Origin of the sequence: Acidovorax sp. JG5, assembly GCF_017939685.1 — a bacterium.
Classification (GTDB): Bacteria; Pseudomonadota; Gammaproteobacteria; order Burkholderiales; family Burkholderiaceae_C; genus Acidovorax.
On record NZ_JAGKSE010000002.1, the window covers coordinates 254,858 to 278,306 of the forward strand.

Annotated in this window: 3 protein-coding genes; all 3 read left to right on the plus strand. The window is 64.0% G+C overall.

Annotated elements, in window-relative coordinates; translation table 11 throughout:
• The first annotated feature begins 147 nt into the window (after positions 1–147).
• The 3 genes from J8G26_RS03495 (at position 148) to J8G26_RS03505 (ending at position 23,268) form a co-directional block, all read left to right on the plus strand.
• Entirely contained in the window at positions 148–21,774 is a 21,627-nt protein-coding gene (locus J8G26_RS03495; protein WP_210567943.1) for a DUF4214 domain-containing protein, read from the plus strand.
• Positions 21,775–22,072: 298 nt separating this feature from the next.
• Positions 22,073–22,903 (plus strand): SapC family protein, encoded by an 831-nt coding sequence (locus tag J8G26_RS03500; protein WP_210567944.1) that lies wholly within the window; start codon positions 22,073–22,075, stop codon positions 22,901–22,903.
• 125 nt (positions 22,904–23,028) lie between these two features.
• Positions 23,029–23,268: a DUF6447 family protein gene (locus tag J8G26_RS03505; protein ID WP_210567945.1), complete on the plus strand. Its 240-nt coding sequence runs from the start codon at positions 23,029–23,031 to the stop codon at positions 23,266–23,268.
• The last annotated feature ends 181 nt before the right edge of the window (positions 23,269–23,449 follow it).

Genomic DNA, 23,449 nt, shown 5'->3' on the forward strand with positions numbered 1-23,449 from the left:
GGATTGTCGTGATGAACCATCAACTGTCAAATCGCTGTCGTTGCACTTGCAATTTTAAAATTGCCATGCTTTGAGACGTTTGTTACGATGTATTTGCAATAGTTGAAATAACTGTACCTGTACCCCTAACAAGCAATCGGAGCTCCTGTGGCCACTCAAGCATCTCTCACCATTGTTCAAAAAGCCTATATCGCCTACTACGGACGGCCCGCTGATCCCGAAGGATTGCAGTATTGGGCAAACCTGGTGGACAAGCAAGGCATTGATGCGGTCATTGACACCTTCGGTTCTGCGCCGGAAGCGCAGGCGCTGTTTGGTGGCATGACCAACGAGTCGATGGTGCAGCGGCTGTATGAGCAGATTCTGGGTCGTCCGGCCGAGCCGGCGGGGGTGGCGTACTGGGTGGGAGAGCTGACGTCGGGGCGTCTGTCTGCGGCGTCCATCGCCCTGCAGATCATCCAGGATGCGCAAAACGGCGACGCCGTGGTCGTGGCCAACAGGCTGGCGGTGGCCAACTATTTCACGGCCGGGCTGGACACCCCGGTCGAGAAGTCGGCTTACGCAGGGGATTGGGCCGCAGCGCAGGCGCGCGAGATGCTGTCTGCGGTCGATCAGGAAACCCGGGTTGAAAACTTTGCGTACGTTGTCAATGCCACCATCGCCCAGATTGCCAGCGAGTTGATCGACCCGTCGGCGGCCACATTGGTGCAGAAAGCCTACATCGCCTACTACGGCCGTCCGGCAGACCCGGAGGGTCTGCTTTACTGGTCGGGCCGGATCGAGAAGGAAGGGGTCGATGCCGTCATTGACACCTTCGGGTCGGCGCCCGAAGCGCAGGCGCTGTTCGGCGGCATGACCAACGAGGCGATGGTCCAGCAGCTGTACCAGCAGATTCTGGGCCGTCCGGCAGAACCGGCGGGGCTCGAATACTGGGTGGGCGAACTGACCTCCGGGCGTTTGTCCGCGGCGTCCATTGCCCTCAAGATCATTCTGGGTGCGCAAAATAGCGATGCTGTGGTGGTCGCCAACAAGCTGGCGGTGGCCCATCGTTTCACGGCAGACCTCGATACGCAGGCCGAGAAGGCTGCATACGCCGGAGAGTGGGCGGCCGGCCTTGCGCGCGAGATGCTCGCGGCAGTCAACCGCAGCACCAGTCCCGAGGCGTTCTACAACGTGGACAACACCATCGCGGTGCTGGTGGGTGGCTCGTCCGCGCAGCATTTTGTGCTGACGGACAACATCCAGCAGGGCACACCGGGAACACCTGGAACGCCAGGCCAGTCTGCCATCTATTGGGGTTACACGCCAGGACAAGGCGGCGTGCCGGTGGCCGACATGCTGGCTTTCATTACCCATATCACCGGGCTGGACCTGGCTGAGCTGGGCATTGTGAGTGTGAACGGACAAGACCCCCTGAGCCAGGTGGCCAGCCTCACGCTGACCGATCTTTTCCAGGGTGACGGCAGCACCGCGAACTTGCTGATCGGCTTTGCCGATGGCACCACCCAGAGCACAGCGGCTACGCTGGGCACGGGCTACATGACGTTCCTGCGCGAATTGCTGTTCGATGCCAATGGCCAGTCCCGTCTGTACGAAGTGGTCAGTGGCGGGGAGGCTGGCACGCCAGGCACTCCGGGCGGGCACCTGCCTGCCGTGCTGACACCCAACGAAAACAACGGTGGTACCGTGCAGGTTGGCTATACCACCCCGGGCAATGACCTCATCGTCGCCAGCCGCCTGGAATGGCTGCACCAGGCGCGCATCGACGGCGGGTCGGGTGTCAACACCCTGGAAGTCAGTGCCACCGGCGGCTTGGCCCAGCCAGTGGATCTGCGCAACATCCAGCAGGTCCAGGTGCAGAACATGGCGGTCAACGGGTCTGCCAGCGTGCTGGACCTCAGCCGCGCCACCGAACTGCAAAAACTGGTCCTGAACGAAGGCTACGCAGGCAGTGCCGGGCTGGGTGATCTGGCGGTGGTCGGCATTCGCGGCAATGCCGCGGTCAACCTGGAGGGCGCTTTCACCCAGGCCGTGACCCTGCATTTTGGCCAGGGTGTGAGCACGGCAGGCATCAACCTCGGGCTCAATCTGGGCGATACGCAAAGCCCAGGTTTTGACCTGAGCATTTCGCACAACAACAGCACGCTGAACGTGGATGCCCAGGGCGCTGAAAACTGGATTCATGACGCCAATCTCGGCGGCATGCTGCGCTACCTCAATGTAACGGGTGAGGGCTCGCTCACCATCGAAGGCAACCTGGCACAGTCGTTCATTGCCACCCGTCCGGCGGTCATTGTGGCCACCAACGCCGGGGGGGTGGACCTGCATTTCGACGGGTTGCCCAACGTCCAGTTCACGGGCACGCAGGCGGGCGATGAGTTCGCCGCACTCAACGGCGTCTCGGCCACGATCAATGGTGGTGCCGGCAACAATATCTTCAGTGCCGATGGCACCCAGACCGTCAAGATCAGCGCAGGCGACGGTGACAACACCGTCAGTGCGGAGGGTACCCAGTCCCTGACGCTCAACCTGGGCGATGGCGATAACGTCGTGCAGGCCAGCGAAGGCCAGCAAGTCCATCTGGTGCTGGGCGACGGCAACAACCGTGTCACCTCCACCGACTCCGTGTCCATCGCGCTGACGCTCGGTAACGGCAGCAACGTGCTGGCACTGGCGGCAGACACCCTGACCGTGACCAGTGGCAGCGGCAATGACAGCCTGTCTCTGGCCAGCCGCACAGGCGAAGCCCAACTGGCAGTGAACCTGGGTGGCGGCACCAATACCCTGAAACTGGGCGACGTCGACGGTGGCAAGGGCATTGTGGCACTGGACGGATCAACGATCTCCGGCCAGTCCCTGAGCCTCTTTGTGGCCCAGGACAGCGATCTCTCCCGTGCGAGTCTGACGGGCGTGAAGTCCATCGTCCTGCAGGGCGAGCTGACGCTCACTGCCGAGCAGGTGGCAGCCATCGGCGCGGCCAACATCGGCGTGTACCGCCAGTCGTTCGGCGAAACGCAGAACCTCAACATCATCGTCACGGAAGACCTGGTACTGAGCGACTGGATCAGCCTCAATGCCCTGAGCAAAAGCGTCCGCCTGAACTTCGACTTGCGCGAGGGGGCAACCCTCACTCTGTCGGCCAAGGCGCTGCACGAAAACGTCGCCTGGCAGGGTATTGATTCCACGGACGGACTCAAAGGCAAGGTGGTCATCACCGACGCTGGCGCCAGCTTCGACCCCTTTGACGCAGGGCAGAGCTACCAGGTGGTCGATGGCGGCTCGCTCACAGGCAATTTCAGCGCCAGCACCGATGTGGACATCGCCTACGTTCTGGGTGGCTTCAACCGCCCGGCACCCAAGCCCTCTACGGCCGTGCTCACCGTCAACTCCGATCTGGTGCCGGTGGTGACCGACATCTACGACGGCAACCCCAACGACGACGTTTTCACCAACCTGGCCAAGTCGCTCAAGATCACCGGCGGCCAGGATGTCTCATTCACCGTTCCGGTGGATCTGAATGATGCGGGTTACACCGTCAACTTTGCTGCGTTTGCCCACAACGTCAAAGGCCTGACCCTGGCCGATTTCCAGGACATGGTCCAGATGCGCGGCAATGGCAATGCCGACCGCTTCGTGCGTGTGGATGCACAACTCTCGGGGTCGCCCGATACCACGATTGTGGTGGGTACCCCCGGCGAGGGCGGCGGCATTGACACCCGCGGGGTGCAGGCGTATGTGGTCACCGCCATGACCGACGGCGACGGCAGCTTCAGCGACCATGAAGAAGCCACCCTGTACATGGGTGACCGCAGCCACGATGTCGAACAGCTGGGCCTGCGCGGCAACTTCAATGCCACCCTCAATCTGTTGCAGGTTAACTGGGGCGTGTCCCTGCTCCTCGAAGGCGACGGCCGCATCAACAGCGGCCCGCAATCCCTCGGCCACCCCGCTTATTCGAACGTGGGCGTGCTCAACGTCGAATACGCCTATCCGGGGGCCATGGCACAGGTGCTGATCAACAACCAGGGTCAAGCCACGGCGCGCCCCATCAAGGTTGCCGGGCTCAACATTGCCAATGCCCAGACTGTCGATATCCAGGTCCAGGATGCCGACGCCATCATTGCCGGCCTCAACAACGGGGCCTTCGTTGAAGGGCGCGATGCAGGTGTGGAGACCCTGCGTTTCACTTCCGGCCACGACATCACGGTGTATGGCCCGATCGCGCTGGAAGGTCTGCGCACTCTGGACGCGTCCGGTGTCGACGGGCAGTTCACCCTGCAGCTCAGCGGCAGCAACGACCTGGCAGGCGTCGCGCTCTCGGGCGTGGATGCTGTCGTCCTGTCCGATGCGGACAGCAGCCTCACGCTGTCCCTGGCACAACTCAACGCTTTGGGTGCAGACGCCATTTCCGGCACAGGCATTTTGACTGTGGTGCTCGACGGCGGCGTTTTCGACTCCACCGCCCTGGCAGACAGCTTGCAGCTGGTGGTGCGCGCAAAGCCCGGCACCTACACCCTGAACGAAGGCACCGACCTCTCCGCAGTCGATGCCTTCCACATCGGCGCCAACACCCACGTCACCCTGGGCGCAGAGCAGCTCATGCAGCTGAGCGACGCCACCGTGCAGTACACCGGCACGGGCTCGTCCCTGCACATCGCGGACGTTCGCCAGACGCACATCGACGCGGGCCTGGAAGAAGGCCTGCTGAACCTCACCGAGATCGGCCTCAGCGGTTCGGTCACGCTCGTAGAAAGCGTCACCCTCACGGCCACCACACTCAACGCGGCAGCACTGGACGCCTTCACCTTGCGCGGGGTGGGTGCCAACCTGCGCGTCAACGTGGTGATGGACGCCAACAACGCCGAAAATGGTCTCAACGTGGTGGGTACCGATCCGATCCATGGCGTGAAAACCAGCGGCATCGGCACCTTGGTGATCACCCAGCTCGACCCCACCGCCAGCGACGTTTTCTATGTCTGCAACGACACCGTGGGCCTGCAAACCCTGGGCCTGCGCGGCAATGGGGGCGACGCGATCACGTTGGAAGGCATCAAGCGCGGCGTCAGCCTCCTGCTGGAGGGCGACGGCGCTGCCAACTGGGCCGACGTCGAAAAAACCGATCTGACCCCGGATTTCTCCAGCATCGGTGCGATCACCGCACGCTACTTCACCCCCGGCGCCACGGCCTCGGTGGTCATCAACAACCAGGGCGTCCCCCTTGGCACCGCCTCCGATGGCGCAGAGCGCGCCATCCGGGTGGACGCGCTGAACATCCACAACGCCAGCGTTCTGTCCATCAGCGTGGCCGATGGTGACGTGCAGATCGGCGCCCTGGGCGCCGACAGTGCGCGCACCCTCACCCTCACGGCGGTGGAAGATGTGCAGATCGACGGCCTGCTGCCCAACACGCTCATCACCATCAATGCAACCGGTGTGCAGGGTCTGCTGGATGTCGCCATCGGCGCCATGGGGCATGCATTCACCCTGACCACCGGGGCCAATGCCGCAGTGGCCCTGCAGGGGCTCGACGCCGCTGTGGGCACCAGCATCAACGGCACGGCAGGCAACCTCGCTCTGACGGTCACGGACAGCCATCTTTCGTCGGCCACCCTCTCGGGCGTGGATACGGTGCGCATCACCGAGGGCAGTCAGGTCACCCTGAGTGCTGCACAGATCACTGCCATCGGTCAAGCGGCCATTGGTGGTGGCGTGGCAGGCGTGGGCAATGCCCACGAAACCGTGAATGTGACCGCACTGTCGAGCCAAGCCATCGATGCTGCAGCGTTTGGCCCCGATGTGCGCCTGGGCACCGTCACCCTGGCCCAGGGCACCTTTGTCCTGAATGCAGCCACCGACCTCAGCGGTGCCGCCGTCTGGGTGCCGGCCAACACCATCGTTACTCTCACCGCCGACCAGTTCATGGCCATGGGCTCGCTCGATGGCGTGGCTGCAGGTGCCACCGTGCACATCACCGGTCTGACGCAAGCCCACATCGACGCCGGTTTCACGCTGGCCGGTGTAGACAACATCACCGGCTCTGTCGCCCTGGCGGAAGACCTGCGCCTGCTCAGCAGCACCGACCTCAATGGCTTCTCCGTTGTGATGGACGATGGGCAAACGCTGGGCCTGGCCACCCGCAACCAGGCCGATGGTCTGGACGTGGCAGGTGGCAGCAACACCACGGTGGTGTATCTGTTTGCCTCTGGCTGGGATGCTGCAGCCGACGTGATCGATGGCTCCGGCTACCAGGTCAGCCAACTGCACCTGCTCAGCGCACTGGTGAAGCAGCACAACGTCGAACTCATCCAGAACCTGGCCAGCAGCGTTACCGTGGTGGTGTTCGACGACGCCAGCCTCATGGCGTTTGCGGGTTCCACCTACCGGTCCGTGATCATTGAATCCGGGGTGTCCATCGACGGCTCGCTCGTATTCAACGACGTCCAGCACGACCGTGAAGTCACGGTTCTTGACCTGACCTTCCGCGGGGATGCATCGCTTTTGGGGGACCTGAGCCTCACCACCGTCACGGCCACCGACCCCACCGGCGCAGACAACCGCATTGCCAACAACCTGCAATCGCTGGTCATCACCTCCGAAGGCGCCTTGCCCAACCGCATCGCGGGCAACATCGACCCCACCCCGCAAGGCGTGAGCGTGGTCAACGGCAAGACGGCCACCGAGAACAACCTGCTCAACGTTCTGATCAACGCCAGCACGGACTTCTCCGTCGCCGGCAAAATCCGCTTCAACGCCGTGGGCGACGGTGTGGCGGGCACCCGTGACGACAAAACTGCCACCCTGACCGTCAACGCGGCCACGGGCACATCCGTCCGTATTGGCGACCTCGACACCAACGACGAAGACGTCACCGCGCTGGTCGTCAACCACACCGGTTCGGGAGCGCTCACGGTGGGCCTCTCCACCGTGGCCACGGTCGATGGCGCTGACAAGCTCACCATCAACGGCAGCGCCACGGGCACCACCACCCTGGTCATTGACACCTACCTGGAAAGCGCCGCCACGGCAGGCCCCGGCCTGGACCTGTCGGACGACACCCTCGTCAACGTCAATGCCGTGGTGCTGGCCAACAAGGCACACATCACCCTCAGCCAGACCCAGCTGACCGAGATGGGCGGTTTTGCCAGCATCAGCCTGGTCGACGCAGGCAACACCGCCACGCTGGACGTGGTGGGACTGGGTAGCACGGCCTTCAATGCCGCCGCCGCTGCCAGCGGCCTGAACGTGGGGCAAGTCACAGTGGTGGATGCGCAAGCCCCGGTCACCCTCCACGCCAGCACCAACCTCAGCGGTGTCGACATGCTGGTGGTGCCTGCAGGCACCACCCTCAACCTCAGCGTGGCGCAATACCAGCAACTGCTGGGCGCGGGCAGCATCACGGGCGCAGGCACTGTCAACCTCACCGGCCTCACCCAGGCCGACCTGGACGGCGGTCTGGACCTGTCCGGCATCACCACCGCGCACGGCACCCTCACCTTCGCGGAAAACGTGGTGTTCAACACCACCGACGACCTGGGCGATTTCGCGCTCGTGCTGGCCAATGGCCAGATGGTCACGCTCTCCAGCCAGGCCCAGGCCGACGACCGTGTGGTCACCGGTTCGGGCAGCACCTCCTCCCTGGTGCTGGGCTTCGAGCGCCTGGACACCGCTACCCCTGACACCCAGCTGGGCACGGGCCGCTACGCCGTCTCCGACCTGTACGTCTACGACCGCCTGGTCGAGATCTACAACGGCCAGAACATCGAGGAACTCCTGCAAGACCTGTCCTCCGTGGTCAATGTGACCGTGTTCGACATCAACAGCGCCCCCAGCCCGATCGCACCGGCGGCCAGCATCACCGACCGCAAGCTCAGCATCCAGGCGGGCGCCACCGTCAACACCCAGGTGGTCTTCAACGACCTCGACAACGACGTCGAAGTCGCCACCCTGGTGCTCACGCTCAAGGGCGGCTCCACCATCGATGGCGATGTGGACCTCTCCACCGTCGAGCCCCCGGCCGGCACGGTCACGCTCAACTACTTCCAGTCGCTCACCATCCGCTCCGAAGGCACGGCGCCCAACCGGATCTGGGGCACCATCCATGGCAACGGCAGTGCCGCAGGCTTTGCTGAAAATAACCTGCGCGACATCACCATCGAGGCCACCCGCGACCTGCAAATCGGCCAGATCGAGTTCTCTGCCCTGGAGAACAACCGCACCGCCACCCTGAACGTCAATGCCGCAGCAGGCGTGACCGTCAAGATTGGCGAGCTGGACACCGGCGACGACGACATCGACGCCCTGGTGGTCAACCACACCGGCGCAGGTGCGCTCACCGTGGGCATTTCCAGCGTGGACAGCATCGATGCCAGCGACGCCATTACCATCAATGGCAGCGCCACGGGCACCACCACGCTGGTCATCGACACCTACAACGACGAAACCGGCACCGCCGCCGCCCGCATCGACCTGACCAACGATACCCTCGTCAACGTCAATGCCATCGTCCTGCAAGACCAGTCGGCCGTTACCCTCACCCGCGCACAGCTCGACGCCATGGGCGGCTTTATCAGCCTGAGCGTGGCGCAAGAGGGCAATGTCGGTTACGTCAACATCGTGGGCCTGGGCAGCCAGGTCTTCAACGCCGCGCTGGCCAACCCGGGTGTGGACGTGGTCGATGTCACCCTCGCCAGCCCCACCAACGCCATCGCACTGAACGCCGCCACCAATCTGACGGGTGTGGACCGCCTGATCGTTCCTGAAGGCAAAGCGCTCACCCTGACGGCGGCGCAGTTCCAGCAACTCGCGGGGGCAGGCGCCATCGTGGGCCAGGCCGCCAACGGCAGTGCCAGCACCAGCTACACCGTCCACATTACCGGCCTGACCCAGGCAGATGTGAACCAGGGCTTGGACCTCACCGGTATCACCGCAGGCAGCATCACGCTCACCCTGGCCGGCAACGTCAACCTGCTGGACTCCACCCAGTTGGGTGACCTGTCGCGCCTGGAAGTGCTGGTCGATGCCGGACAGACCCTCGGCCTGGCCAACGCCCAGCAGGCCAACGGCCTGCAGGTGACCGGTCTGCAGCCGATCAGTCCGCTCGATTCCACCGTGGTGTTCATGTTCGACGATACCGGGGTCGGCTCGATTGATGCCTCGGGCTACAACATGGATGTACTCAAGGCGGTCAACACCTTCATCGATGGCCGCAACATCGAGAGCCTGCTTGACGACCTGCCCAGCCCGGTGGAATTGCGCATCTACCATTCGCCGGAAGACCTGGGCTTTGTCACGGCCACCCAGCGCATTCTGGTCATCGATGCGGGCGTGACCGTGCCCGACTTCGTGGTGGTCAACGACCTCGACACCAACAAGGAAGTCCGCGCCCTGTCCCTCACCATGGACGGCGGCTCCGAGATCGATGGCGACCTGCGCCTGTCCACGGTCGAGTCCGACAGCAGCCTCATCCCGCGCTTCTTCGGCAGGCTGTCCATCCTCTCGCAAGGCACGACTGCCAACCAGGAAACCGGCAACACCTACAACCTGATCCGGGGCGATATCACCGCCCAGCCAGAGCCGGGCACGGCCACCATTGAAAACAACCTGCGCGATGTATTCATCATCGCCGACCAGGAATTCCGGGTCACCGGTGACATCGTGTTTAGCTCGGTCGATGCGGGCAAGTACCCCTCGGCTCTGCTGACCCTCATCGGCAGCGAGGACATCACCATCCAGCAGCTCGATGTGTCCGACAACGAGTTGAGCGCCCTCACCATCGACCACCAAGGCACGGGCACCCTCGTCGTCACGGGCGCGTCGCCAGCATTGTTCGACGGCGACGCCGATGGCAGCTACACCGCCGACACCCAGGGCAACCTCGAAGCCCTGACCCTCAAGGGCACGGGCAACATCCAGCTGGGCACGGAAAACGGGGGCTGGGGCATCACCGCCAGCGGCCTGTCCGTCATCAACGCCGCACAACTGCAAGGCACCCTGAACCTGCAGGACGTGACCGACGTCGATTCCGGCCAGTTCAGCTTCACTGCAGGCACGGGCGTGACCATCATCAGCCTCACCGGCGACACCCTCAATGCCACCCAGCCCGGTGAAACCGGCTGGTCCTTCAACCTGGCCAGCACTCCCGCAGGCAGCCGGGTGGAGTTCGGCGAGATCACCTGGACCGCCGGCGCGCTCAACATCAACCTCGGTGCTGATGCCACCCTGTTCTTTGCCGCCGATGCCGACCTGAGCGACCTGGGCCTGACCTGGGCGGGCACGGGCACCAACCAGATCATCGTGGCCGACGGAGCCACCCTGACCCTGACCGCAGCCCAGGCCCATGCCATTGGCCTGGCAGGCCTGGAAATCGTGGGTGAGAACGGCGCAGCCTCGACCGGTGTGGTCAACATCGTCGATTTTGGCCATTACGACGACAGCACCCCGGCCAACTACGATTTCAGCGCCATTTCTGCGCATGTGGCAGGCACCATCACCCTGTTCGACAACGACGTGACGGTGGGTGCCACGACGGAGCTGGGTGACTTCTCCGTCACGCTGGATGCGCTCAGTGCCGACAACAACACCCTCTCGGGCCAGACCATTCGCTTCCAGACGGCCGAACAGGCCGCCCGCGACGTGCTGGTCAATGCCCCCGCCGGGGACGCCGACCACACCAACAGCAGCAACGTGGTGTGGCTGTTCACCGATCCTCCAGCAACCCCTGTGGACACATCGGGCTATAGCGCCAACCTGGGCCGTCTGTGGCTCACTCCGACGCTGGTGGGTACTGGCAGCGTAGAAGACCTCTACACCTCCTTGCCTGGCAGCATCGTGCGGGTGGAGTTCTCCAGCCTGGACGAACTCGACATCCTGCTGCTGGCCTCCGAGGTGCGCCGCACCATCGAGTTTGTGGCCTTTACCGACATCTCTGACACCGGTTTGGTTGTCAACGACGCGGATGACCTCGAATACGTCAAGACGCTGACGCTGGATCTGGGTGGTGAGGTCAAGGTCGGTGACATCACCCTGGGGGATGAAGTCCCCGGAAATCCGGCTGACATCAATCTAGACGCCATCCGCTTTGAAACCCTGACCATCCGTTCGCAACTGGCCCTGCACACCGACCACCCGCTGGCCAGCGAGCAGTACGTCAACGACAACGACGGTGTGGACGAAACGGGGGAATACGAGCAGCCCGTCTCCTCCGCCACCTTCTCCAACGTGGTGGGTAACATCACCACGGCGGGCAATCCGGGCCTGGACCTGCTCAACGTGGTCCTGGATACAGGCGCGCTGTCCGTGGTGGGCAACGGCTCGCTGGGTGCGGGCTCCAACCTCACCGTGGGCACCATCAACTTCAACTTTGCCCCCAAGGCCGACCAGCCCACCGCCCAGGCCACCCTCACGGTGCGCGGCGCCAACGCCACCACGGTGGCCTCGGTCAACACGGCGGATGCAGACATCACCAGCCTGACCCTGGTCAACGAAGGCCCCGGCGTGCTCACCATCACGGGCGCCAGCCCGGCTGCCTCGGTGGACAACGCGACCTTGGCCACGGTATCCGGCACTGAAAGCCTGTTCATCGACGCCACGGGCGACGTGAACCTGGGCACCACCGGTGACCTGACCAAGCCCGGCGTGGCCAGTAATGAACTGAGCCTGATCGACGTGGACGGCGCCGGCAATGTCAACCTGGGCGTCATCGCTCAGGTGGATGCCCTGAGCTTCACCCTAGACGCCACCGGCAACACTGGCACGGTCAGTGCCGTGTTGATGGACGATGGAGATGATTACAACATGGCCCTGGGTGCGGGAGGCACCTGGCTGTTCACCAACGCAGGCTCTACCGGCACGCTGAACATCACCCTGGACGACAGCGTCACCCTGGGTGCGGGCACGTTGACCTTCAACAACGTGGCGCTGACCATTGACGGCACCGTCAATCTGGCCACGCCCGTGGCGCTGACCCTGATCGGCACCACCATCGAGGTTCCGACCGGGTCCGTTTTGACGATCACCGCCGCCGATGCCGATGGCCTGACCATCACTGGCGACGGCAGCGTCACCATCACCGACCTGCAACTCACCCCCGATGCAGACCTCTCCGGCATCATGACCGGTGTGGATGACGTGGGCACTGTGACCGTGCAGGTCGCCACCACCGCCGGTACCCCCGTCGTCTTCACGGGCGACCTGGGTGATGCCACGGTGCAAATCACCGGCGACGGTGTGTTTGACATTACCGAGGGCGGGGTGGGCACAGCCACCTTCACGGTGGTGGCAGGTGCCACCCTCCTGATGACGGCCAACCAGGCAGACGGTCACGCTGCCACCGGCGCTGGCACCACCCGGGTCGAAGACCTGGGCCTGGTAGCCGATGCCGCCAACTCCGATATCGATCTGTCGGGCATTGCCACCACCACCGTGCAGATCGCTGTGGACTCGGCGGTTACCCTCAGTGCCGATGCGGATCTGGGGGCTGCTGGCGCTGGCCGTGTCATCACCGTGGGCAATGGCGCCGAGCTGCGCAGCGCGGGGTCGGTCATCACCGGCCAATTCATCAATGGCCTGGGCACCTTGCTCATCGACGATGAAAACGACAACGGCAACAACGACGTGGCCCCGGCCGACACGCCCATCACGGCCGACCTGACCCACGTCACGGCCGACTACATCACCCTGGTGCCAGGCGCCGAGGTGGGCACCATCACCTTCCCGGTGCTGGATGCCACCCAGACCGTCACCCTGACGGCCGTGCAGGCCAATGACCAGACCATTACCGGTTTGGGTGATGTGGTTGTCAACGACCTGGGTGCCGAGCCCACCAGTTTGGAGCTCATCACCAATACGGGTGACCAGACCGCCTACGTCCCGGAAACCGCCACGCTGGCCCCCACGACCAACCTGGGTACCTTCGACGTGGTGTTGCAGGACGCGGCAGGCACCCCTGTGGCGCTCACCCTGAGCGCAGCGCAGGCCAATGGCCGCACCATCACCGACAGTGCCGACAACGGCACGGTGAACGTGACGGCCCTCGAAGCCACCCTGAATGCCGACCTGTCCGCCATCGACGCAGCCACTGAAACGGCTCAGCTCGACGCTAACGGTAGCGTGTCTCTGAGTGCCAACTTGGGCAGTAACATGGAGGTGATCGTCAGCGACAGTGTTGCTGGCGGCCCCAACGTGGTCACCTTCACAGGTGAAATGGTCAATGCAGCCACGACCTTCACCATTGCGTCCAACAACATTGGCTTGGTGTTTGATGTCGAAGACGCGAACGAGCTCACGGTGGCAGAAACGTCTGGCGGTGTGACCGGCAGTGCCGTGACCGTCAATGGCATTGATGACACGTCGTTCAACCTCAGCACCATCGCGGCCGACACCCTGACGGCCAACGTGCCCACCACCGTCACCCTCAACCCAGCCTCCGACTTCGGCAACTTTGCCGTGGTGCTGGCCGATGGCGTGGTGCTCACCCTCACCACCGCCCAGTTGCTGGACACCGGCGAGGCCGATTTCTCGGGCACAGCGGGTACTACCGATCCAGATACCCTGATCGTCACCGCCTACAACGGCGAAAACATCCAGACCCAGAACCTGGGCACCGGGGTGCAGATTGCCGAGTTGCAGGTGTTGGCTGACAGCGACGACGTGGTCACGCTCGACCCGCTCGCCAACCTCAGCGGTGTGCAGCAGGTCATCATCCCGGATGGCGTCACCCTCAACATGACGGCCGACCAGTACCAGCAGTTGCTCAGCAACATGGGTGTCGCCGTCAGCGGAGCAGGCACGCTCAACCTCACCCACTTCGACAGTGACAACGCTGACATCGATCTGAGTGCGGTCACCGCCAAGGCAGGCACCATCACACTGGACCCCGCTGCTGCACTGGTGGAGGTCGACGCATCGGCCGTGTTGGACTCGGGCGCAGTGACGCCAGAGAAGTTCAGCTTCGTCTACAGCGCCGACAACCAGAACTTGGTGCTCGCCAGCGAAACCCAGGCCGACGGCCGCACGGTCACGGACGGCCTGTTCGACGGCACCATCCTGACGCTGGGCTTTACCACTGCCGACACCCTGGATGCCGACGCCACCATCGATGCATCCGGTTTCAGTGTCGAGAACCTGTACCTGGTCAGCGAATACCTGTACAACGAGTTCAGCCTGGCCAACCTGCCGGCCAACATCGAAACCATCCTGCCCGGCCTGCCAGACCAGTCCCGGGGCGGCTTGGGCGATCCGCTGGTCGTCACGGTGTACTCGGCTGCCGATTTGCTGGAGGTGCTGGAGATCGGTGGCCTCAACACCACCGACCGCGTGGTGGTGGTGAACGAAAACACCACGGTGGACGCCTCGGTGGCCTTCAGCGACCTGACCGCAGGCCGCGAAGTCAGCACCCTGACGCTGACGCTGGAAGGCGCCTCCGTCATCACCGGCAACCTGACGCTGGAGCAGAACAAGGACCCGCTGGCGACGCTGAGCAATCTTGCGAATGGCAAGCTGCCGGGCCTGTTCAAGAAGCTGGTGATCGTCTCGCAAGACGTCACCGGCACCGCCACGGCACCCAACGAAATCCGGGGCGGCATCTTTGCCGACAACGGGGCCGAGGGTGCGGGCAGCGAATCGCGCGCCGAAACCTTCACGCTGACGATTGCCGAGGGTGGTGCTCTTCCTCCTACTTTGCCTCTGGCCGCAGATGCGTCGATTGCGTTCAATGGCGCCTTCATCGTGCTCAAGGCCGGTGACACCGCTGCACAAATCGCTGCCAAGCTGGCGGCCGCCAGCTACGACAACTGGACGGCCAAGGTCGTGGCTCCTGGCGTGGTGGAGTTCACCTACGAGATTGCTGGCGATTACGACACGGCCTATGACGATCTAGCCATCGTTCAGCTGGGCACCAACGGGGTGGCTGCCAACCAGATGAATCTCAGCCTCGGCTTGGATACTGCCGACTTTGTCTTCGCCCCTTCGGTCAACGGCATCCACAACGCCCAGGAAAACAACCTGTACCAGGTGGAAATCCAGGCAGACCACGACCTGGTGATCGCGGGCGAGCTGGAGCTGCGGTACCTGACGCGCTCGAACGTGCTGCACGATGAAACCGTGACGGCCATCATCCGCATCAGCGGCGATGCGGACGTGACGATTGGCTCGGTCAACACCGACGACGAGCACATCAGCGGCCTGACGCTGACGCACACTGGCACGGGCACCGTGACGGCGCCGGGCACCAGCCCGGGGGCAGCGCTGGGCAATACCGAGGTGCTGACCATCAACACCCAGGGCACGGTGGTGCTGGGCACGGCGGGCAACGCCAGCAAGCCCGGTGTGTCGGGCGCTGACCTGAGCATCATCAACGTCAACACCGACGGCACCTCCACCGGCACGGTGGACCTGGGTGTGCTGGGTCTGGTGGACTTGGCCGACTTCACCCTCAACGCGGGCGGCGGCGTGGTGCGCGTCAACCTGGGTGAACTGGACTTGGCCACAGGCGGTACATGGCGCTTCCTCAATGGCAGCGCAGGCAGCTTGGAGCTGAGCCTGGATGGCACCAAGAACACCTTTACCGGCGGCACCCTGGTGCTGGACAACGTCACCCTCAAGCTCACGGGCAGCGTGGACTTCTCCGCAATTACCCTCCAGGGCCTGGCGTCTGTGGAGGTGCCTGCGGGCGTGACCCTGACCCTGACCGCCGCGCAGGCCGACGGCGTGGCTATCAGCGGTGCGGGCAAACTAGTGGTGGAAGGCGCATTGCCTGCGGGCTACGACTTCAGCCAGATCAGCGTGGCGCAGCAGGACTACAGCGGCCTGAATGACGGTGTGAGCCTGGACCTGTCCGGCCATGTGGGCCAGGTCTTCACGGTGACGGGCAGCGATTTTGACGACACCATCACGGGCGGTGCAGGCAACGACAGCATCGATGGCGGTGACGGCAACAATCTGCTGGACGGCGGCGTGGGCCGCGACACCCTGCTGGGCGGCGAAGACGATGACACCATCGTGTACGACGCAGCCGATGCATCGGTGAACGGCGGTGCAGGCAACGACACCCTGGACGCCTCGGGCGCCACAGCGGGCGTCACCATCAACCTGGGCGATGGCAACGACGCTTTCTCGGGCTTTGAATACCTCATCGGTTCGGAGTTCGGTGACACCCTCACGGGCGATGCCAGCACCCTCGGCATCCAGGCGGGTGGCGGTGACGACGTCATCCAGATGGGCAGCCATTTGACCGGCGTCACCATCGATGGCGGCGCGGGCAACGACGAGCTGCGCTTTACCGATGACACCAACGACACCAACGACCTGAACGGGGTGACGAACATCGAGCGCATCACCCTGGGCGATGCAGCGACAGCCATCAGACTCACCAACGACACCCTGGTGGCCGCTGGCAAGACCCTCGTCATTGACGGCAGCGCCCTGGCCAGCGACCATGCGCTGAACTTTGACGGCGGTGCCGAGACCGATGGTCACTTCAGCCTGATTGGCGGTAAGGGCGACGACATCCTCATTGGCGGAACCCTGCCCAACAGCGACACCCTCATTGGTGGCGCGGGCAACGACACCCTGACCGGTGCCGCAGGCAACGACACCTTTGAGGTGGACCAAGGGGCCGACACCATCACCGACCTCTCCGGCGCCGACGTGCTGGTGGTCCGTGCGGGTGCCAGCGCCACGGCGTATGTCACCGGCCACTGGACGGCCACCGCTGCCACCCAGAACCATAGCGCCACCCCGGTGCAGTTGATCCTGGGCAGCATTGGCACCCCCGATGCCAATGAAGCCGCCGGTTACACCATCAACCTGAGCGCGGTCACCACCGGCCAGTCCGGCTTCAACCTGACGACCTCGGGCAATGCGCTCAACGTCACCCTGGTGGGCTCGGCCTTCAACGACACCCTCACGGTGTCTGCGAACGCCATCCTCCACCCGGCGGCCAGCCTGGGCGACTTCCAGGTCATTCTGGGCACTGGTGCAGCGCTGACCCTCAGCCATGCACAACTGGTGGCCACCGGTCTGGGCAACTTTGCCGGTACTGTTGACAGCCCTCTGCCCGACGTGGAGGAAACCCTGATCGTTACCGGCTACGAAGGCCAGGCCCTCGATAGCAGCACGCTGGGGGCCGGTGTGGTCATTGCCAGCCTGTCACTGGCACCATTGGGCACGGCGCAACTGCCGGTCAGCATCACGCTGGACCCGGCGGTCAATCTCTCCAAGGTGCAGAGCCTGGTGATTCCGGAGCATGTCACCCTGAACATGACGGCCGACCAGTACCAGCAGCTGCTGGGCACCGATACCGATGTGACCGTCAGCGGCGCAGGCACGCTCAACCTCACCCACTTCGACAGCAGCAACGCCAGCATCGATCTGGGTGGCGTGACTGCGGTGGCTGGCACCATCACCCTGGATGCAGCAGCCGATGTCGTGGTGCTCCAGCCCGGTGCGGTGCTCGACGGCACAGCCGCATCGGGCAACACGGCATTTGGCTTCGTCTACAGCGCAGACAACCAGAACCTGGTGCTTGCCAGCGAAGTGCAGGCCGATGGCCGCACGGTCACCGGCGATGCATTCGACGGCACCATCCTGACGTTGGGCTTTACCCAAGCCGATGATGAGGATGCCGCTGGTGCTGCTGAAACCGACGCCAACATCAGCGCCACGGGCTTTGATGTCGAAAACGTCTGGATGGTCAGTGAATACCTGTACAACGAGTTCAGCCTGTCCAACCTGCCGGCCAACATCGAAACCATCCTGACGGGTCTGCGCGACCAGGCCAGCAATGGCGACCCTGTGGTGGTCACCCTGTACGACGCCGCCACCCTGCTGGACAGCGGCTACGTCGACCCCGACGCCATTGCCACCACGGACCGCGTGATTGTGGTGAACGAAAACACCACGGTGGACGCAACGCTGGAGTTCAACACGCTCAACGTGGGTGAAGTCAGCACCCTGACGCTGGTGCTGGAAGGGGCCTCGGTCGTCACCGGCAATCTGATGCTGGAACAGGACAAAGATCCGCTGGCGACGCTGAACAATTCTTTGATTGCCCAACTGCCGGGCCTGTTCAAGAAGCTGGTGATCGTCTCGCAAGACGTCACGGGCACCGCCACGGCGCCCAACGAAATCCGGGGCGGCATCTTTGCCGACAACGGAGCCGAAGGCCCGGTTGGCGAATCGCGCGCGGAAGCCTTCACGGTGACCATTGCTGACACCGTGGTGGCAAGTAACCAGTCGATTGCCTTTGACGGCGCTTTTGTGGCCCTGGCCACGGGCGATGATGAGTTGGCTGTTGCGGCCAAGCTGGCTGCGGCCGGGTACGACCACTGGACAGCCAAGAATCTGGGTGGCGGTGTGGTCGAGTTCACCTACAAGATTGCAGGGGACTATCTGGACGCTGATGTGATCGACGTGGGCGACTTTACCCTCAGCGGTGGTTTGGCTGCTGTGGTCTCGGTCATCAATTCTTCGACGGATGCAACATTCGCCGGCATCCACAACGCCCAGGAAAACAACCTGTACCAGGTGGAAATCCAGGCCGACCACGATCTGGTGATCGCGGGCGAGCTGGAGCTGCGGTATCTGACACGCTCGAACGTGCTGCACTCTGAAACCGTGACGGCCACCATCCGCGTCAGCGGCGATGCGGACGTGACGATCGGCTCGGTCAACACCGACGACGAGCACATCAGCGGCCTGACGCTGACGCACACTGGCACGGGCACTGTGACGGCGCCGGGCACCAGCCCGGGGGCGGCGCTGGGCAATACCGAAGTGCTGACCATCAACACGCGGGGCACGGTGGTGCTGGGCACGGCGGGCAACGCCAGCAAGCCCGGTGTGTCGGGCGCTGACCTGAGCACCATCAACGTCAACACCGACGGCACCTCCACCGGCACGGTGAACCTGGGTGTGCTCGGTGCGCTGGACCCTGCCGACTTCACGCTCAACGCGGGCGGTGGCCATGTGCGCGCCACGCTGGGCGCCGTCACGCAGACGGGCAACTGGTCGTTCCTCAACGGTGCAGCAGGCACCCTGGAGCTGACCATTGGTGCGGGCGTCACCTTCACGTCAGGCACCCTGGTGCTGGACGGGGTGGACCTGGTCCTCGCCGGCGACGTGAACTTTGGCAACGTCACCCTGGTGGGCCTGGGCCCGGTGGTGGTGCCTGCGGGCGTGACCCTGACCCTGACCGCCGCGCAGGCCGATGGCGTGGCCATCAGCGGTGCAGGCACACTGGAAGTCACCGGTGACCTGCCTGCCGACGGCTACGACTTCAGCCAGATCAGCGTGGCGCATCAGGACTACAGCGGCCTGACGGGCGGCGCAGGTGTGAGCCTGGACCTGTCCGGCCATGTGGGCCTGGCCTTCACGGTGACGGGCAGCGATTTTGACGACACCATCAAGGGCGGTGCAGGCAACGACGGCATCGATGGTGGTGACGGCGACGATCTGCTGGACGGCGGCGCAGGCCGCGACACCCTGCTGGGTGGCGAAGGCGATGACACCTTCGTGTACGACGCAGGCGATGCGTCGGTGGACGGCGGCGACGACAGCGACACCCTGGACGCCAGCGCACAGACCGCAGGTGTCACCATCGACCTCGACAGCCCCACGGATATCTTCTCGAACTTTGAGAACATCGTGGGTGGCCAGGGCGACGACACGCTGTCGGGCACTGCGTTCGACTACAGCACCCTGCAAGGCGGTGCAGGCAACGACGTCCTGACCGGCCGGGGGCAGGAGTACTACAGCACCTTCATCGTCGATGCCGGGCACGACACCATCACCGATCTGGGCGTGGACGACAACTCGGCTCCCGATGAAATCGTGGTCACCGGCGCGGCCAGTGTGACGGCCAATGACGTGACCAAATTTGTAGCCGATGGCAACACCAGCAACACCAGCACCGGCACGGTCACGATCAATGCGGCGGCCGCAGGCGGCTGGATTGACATGACCGAGGCGACGGGCACCGCAGGCTACACGATCAACGGCGGTGCCGGAGAGGACAGCCTGACAGGGTCCGGCTTCAACGACACCATCAGCGCATCCGATGCCGATGTCATCAACGGCCAGGACGGCATCGACACCGTGCGTTTTGCGGCCAGTGTGTCGAGTAGCCTGAGCAATGATGACCTGACCGAGGTGGAACGCATCGAAATCACCAACACCGCAGCAGGCACCTACGACTTCAGCGTGCAGACCGAGGTGCTCACCATCCAGGGGGGCAGCGCGGATGACACCATCGACATGGGCAGCCACCTCACCAGTGCCGACAGCATTGATGCAGGCCTGGGCAACGACACGCTGCGTTACACCGACGCCGATACCGCTGGTTCTGACGCCTCCGGCGAACTGAACCAGGTCGCGGGTGTGGAGCGCATCGAACTGGGCAACACCACCACCGCAGCTGCCATCACCACCCGCGACACCCTGGTGGCCGCTGGTGCGGTGCTCACCCTGGTGGCCACCGGTATGCAGAGTGCGGCAGCCCTGACCTTTGACGGCGGTGCCGAAACCGATGGCCGCTTTATGGTGGACGCCGGTGCGGGCAACGACGTGCTGACGGGCGGTGCTGGCAACGACACGCTTCAGGGCGGTGCCGGCAACGACGCCCTCAACGGCGGCCTGGGCAACGACACCCTGACGGGCGGTGACGGCAACGACATCTTCACCGTAGGGGCGGGCACCGATACCATCACCGACCTTTATGCCGACGACACAGAAGGCTTTGTCGGCGACACCCTGGTGGTGCAGGCCGGCGCTATCGCCCTGGCCCAGGATGTCAGCGTCTTTATTGCCAGTTCGGGCACCGAGAACAACGGCACCGCCACCCTCCAGCTGGCAGCAGCAGGTGGCGTGGTGGATCTGGAGTTGGCGGACGGCACCTCGGGCTGGACGGTCCAGGGCAGCGGCGCTGAGGACTCCATCACGGGCAGCGCGCAGGCAGACACTCTGCAGGGCGGTGCGGGCAATGACTTCATCGATGGTGCCGGTGGCCGCGATGCCATCAACGCCGGGTCAGGCAATGACTTCGTGCTGTTCGACGTGGCCGACGATGTGGTCAACAGCGTGGACGGCGGCGCCGACAACGACACCCTCTTTGTGGATGGCATCGCCACGCAGCTGACCATTGACCTGGCCTCGACCACCGATGCCTACATCAACTTCGAGAACATCATTGGCAGCATGTCGGACAACGACACCCTCAAGGGCGATGCGAACAGCAATGTGCTGGTCGGCCGCGATGGCGACAACGACCTCTACGGCCAGGCCGGTGACGACTGGCTGGTAGGTGGCGAGGCCATCGACGAGTTCTGGGGCGGGGATGGCCTGGACATCTTCGGCTTTGCCAACGGTGACAGCGTGATCGATCTCACGACGGTGGTCGACGCGATCAACGTTGCGGTGGCAGACGTTATCCACGACTTCGATGTCGCGGACGACAAGCTCTCGCTGTTCGGCAAGACGGTGGACAACTACCAGGCCGTGGATGGTTCTTCGCTCGATGCGACCAGCTTCCTGGCAGCCGCAGACCTTCACTTTGAGGATGCTCTTGACGATGCAGTCAATGCAGTGGATGTGTTCGTGGCCTGGAATGCCGAAGGCTTGGATGATGCCTGGCTGTTGGCCGATATGAACGACAGCGGCACGGTGGACGTCGGTGACGTGTTCGTGGTCTTGAAGGGGCTGAATACGGGTGATGACCTGTACAACGCATCCTTCATCGTCGGCACCATGCCCGCGCTGTACGACGAGTGGATGATGGGGTGATGCGCAGGCCCGTACCCCGGGTGGGCCTGCGGGCCAGCCCCGTAGCCCGGGTAAGGGCATTGCCCGCACCCGGGGTTCGCACTATGTTATTCGTAGCATATTGCGCTTGACTGGCAAGGGCTTGAGCCATTTTTGATGATGAACCCCGGGTGAGGCCCCAGGCCGTACCCGGGGTTTGTGCTTCTGCCGGTCTTCCCAGGCCGAAGGGCTTTTTCGCGTGGGGCGCGCAGTGTCTTCCTCCGTCGAGGCGGGGGAGGGCGTTCCTTTATCATGCGCCGTTCCACCCACCTTCCATACCATGCCTTCCGACATTCAGTTCATCGATGCCACGGCGGCGCGCAGCCACGGCTATGTGCCGTCCGCCGACTTTCGCTTTGCACAGCAGCAGCCCGCCATACCCGTCCACCTGAGCGAGCTGAGCGCCCTGGTGCCCACACTGCCCATGGCCCTGGCCAAGCTGCCGGGCGGCCAGTTCATGCTGGTGGCTGTGGCGGGTTTCGCCGACGGCCGCAACCAGCTGGTGGACGACAACGGGCGTTGGGGCGGCCTGCATGTGCCGAACGAGTTGCGTGCCTATCCCTTCAGCGTCCAGCCCATGGCCGCCAGTGCGGAGGGTTCGCAGAGCTTCGGCGTGTGTTTCAACCATGCCAGTGGCCTCTACCGCGACGCCCCGGACTTTGGGCGGGGTGAGCTGCGCTTTTTCAACGATGAAGGCCAGCCACAGCCGCAGTTCCAGCAGGTCACGCAGCAGTTGCAGCGCAATGTGACCTTGCTGCGCCAGACACAAAACGCTGTCAGGCTGCTGCAAGAGGCCGAACTGCTCACCCCATGGCAGATTCAGCCCCGCAACGGCCACCCGCAGGAAACCTTGCCCGCGGGCCTGTTTCGCGTGGATGAGGCCCGCCTGAACGCCTTGCGGGGCGAGGCATTGGAGCGTCTGCACGCGGGCCATGCGCTGGGCCTGGCCTACGCGCAGCTCTTTTCGATGAGCCGCATCGTTGTGCTTCAGCGCCTCAAGGACGGCCACGCTGCACGGCGCAAGGCCGCCGCACCCGATCCGGCCATCGTGCAAAAGCTGTTTGAGCCGGGTGCCAATGCGATGGGCGACACCATCAAGTTCAATTTCTGACGGCGCCGTACGGCCTCTGCCGGCTGGGTGTTTGCGGGTGTCCCGCAGCACACGGGCGATAATGGATCGAGCCCTGCCACCCCCGGTGGCAGTTTTTTTGTTCAAAACCCAACACAGGATTTCCCATGGCGCAGCCTGAAAGCATCACCATCAATGGCACTACCTACGCTTTTTCCGACCTGAGCGAGGCCGCCCGTACACAACTGGCCAATGTGCAGGCCGTGGACGCCGAAATTGCGCGGCTGCAGGTGCAGATGGGCATTGCCCGCACGGCCCGCAACGCCTTCGTGGGGGCACTGGAGGCCGCGCTGCAGGCCCCAGCAGCGGCTCAGCCTGCCGTAGAGCCGCAAGCCAGCGCATCCTGAAGACGCCTTGGCGTCTGCGATGCCGGTGGTTTGCACGGCTCCAGGCGCCCGCCAGTCGGCGCTTCAGGCGCTGCCGTGCCGCCGGGTTGGCAATACAGAACCGCATGGTGTTTCGTGGAGGCTTTGGCGGAGGTGGCGTGTGTGCAGTCCGGCCCTTTGCGCCGCGTCAACGCTGCGCACC

Excerpts from the sequence above, each read along its gene's own strand:
- J8G26_RS03500 (WP_210567944.1), top strand. The coding sequence starts at position 22,073 with ATGCCTTCCGACATTCAGTTCATCGATGCCACGGCGGCGCGCAGCCAC.
- J8G26_RS03505 (WP_210567945.1), top strand. The coding sequence starts at position 23,029 with ATGGCGCAGCCTGAAAGCATCACCATCAATGGCACTACCTACGCTTTT.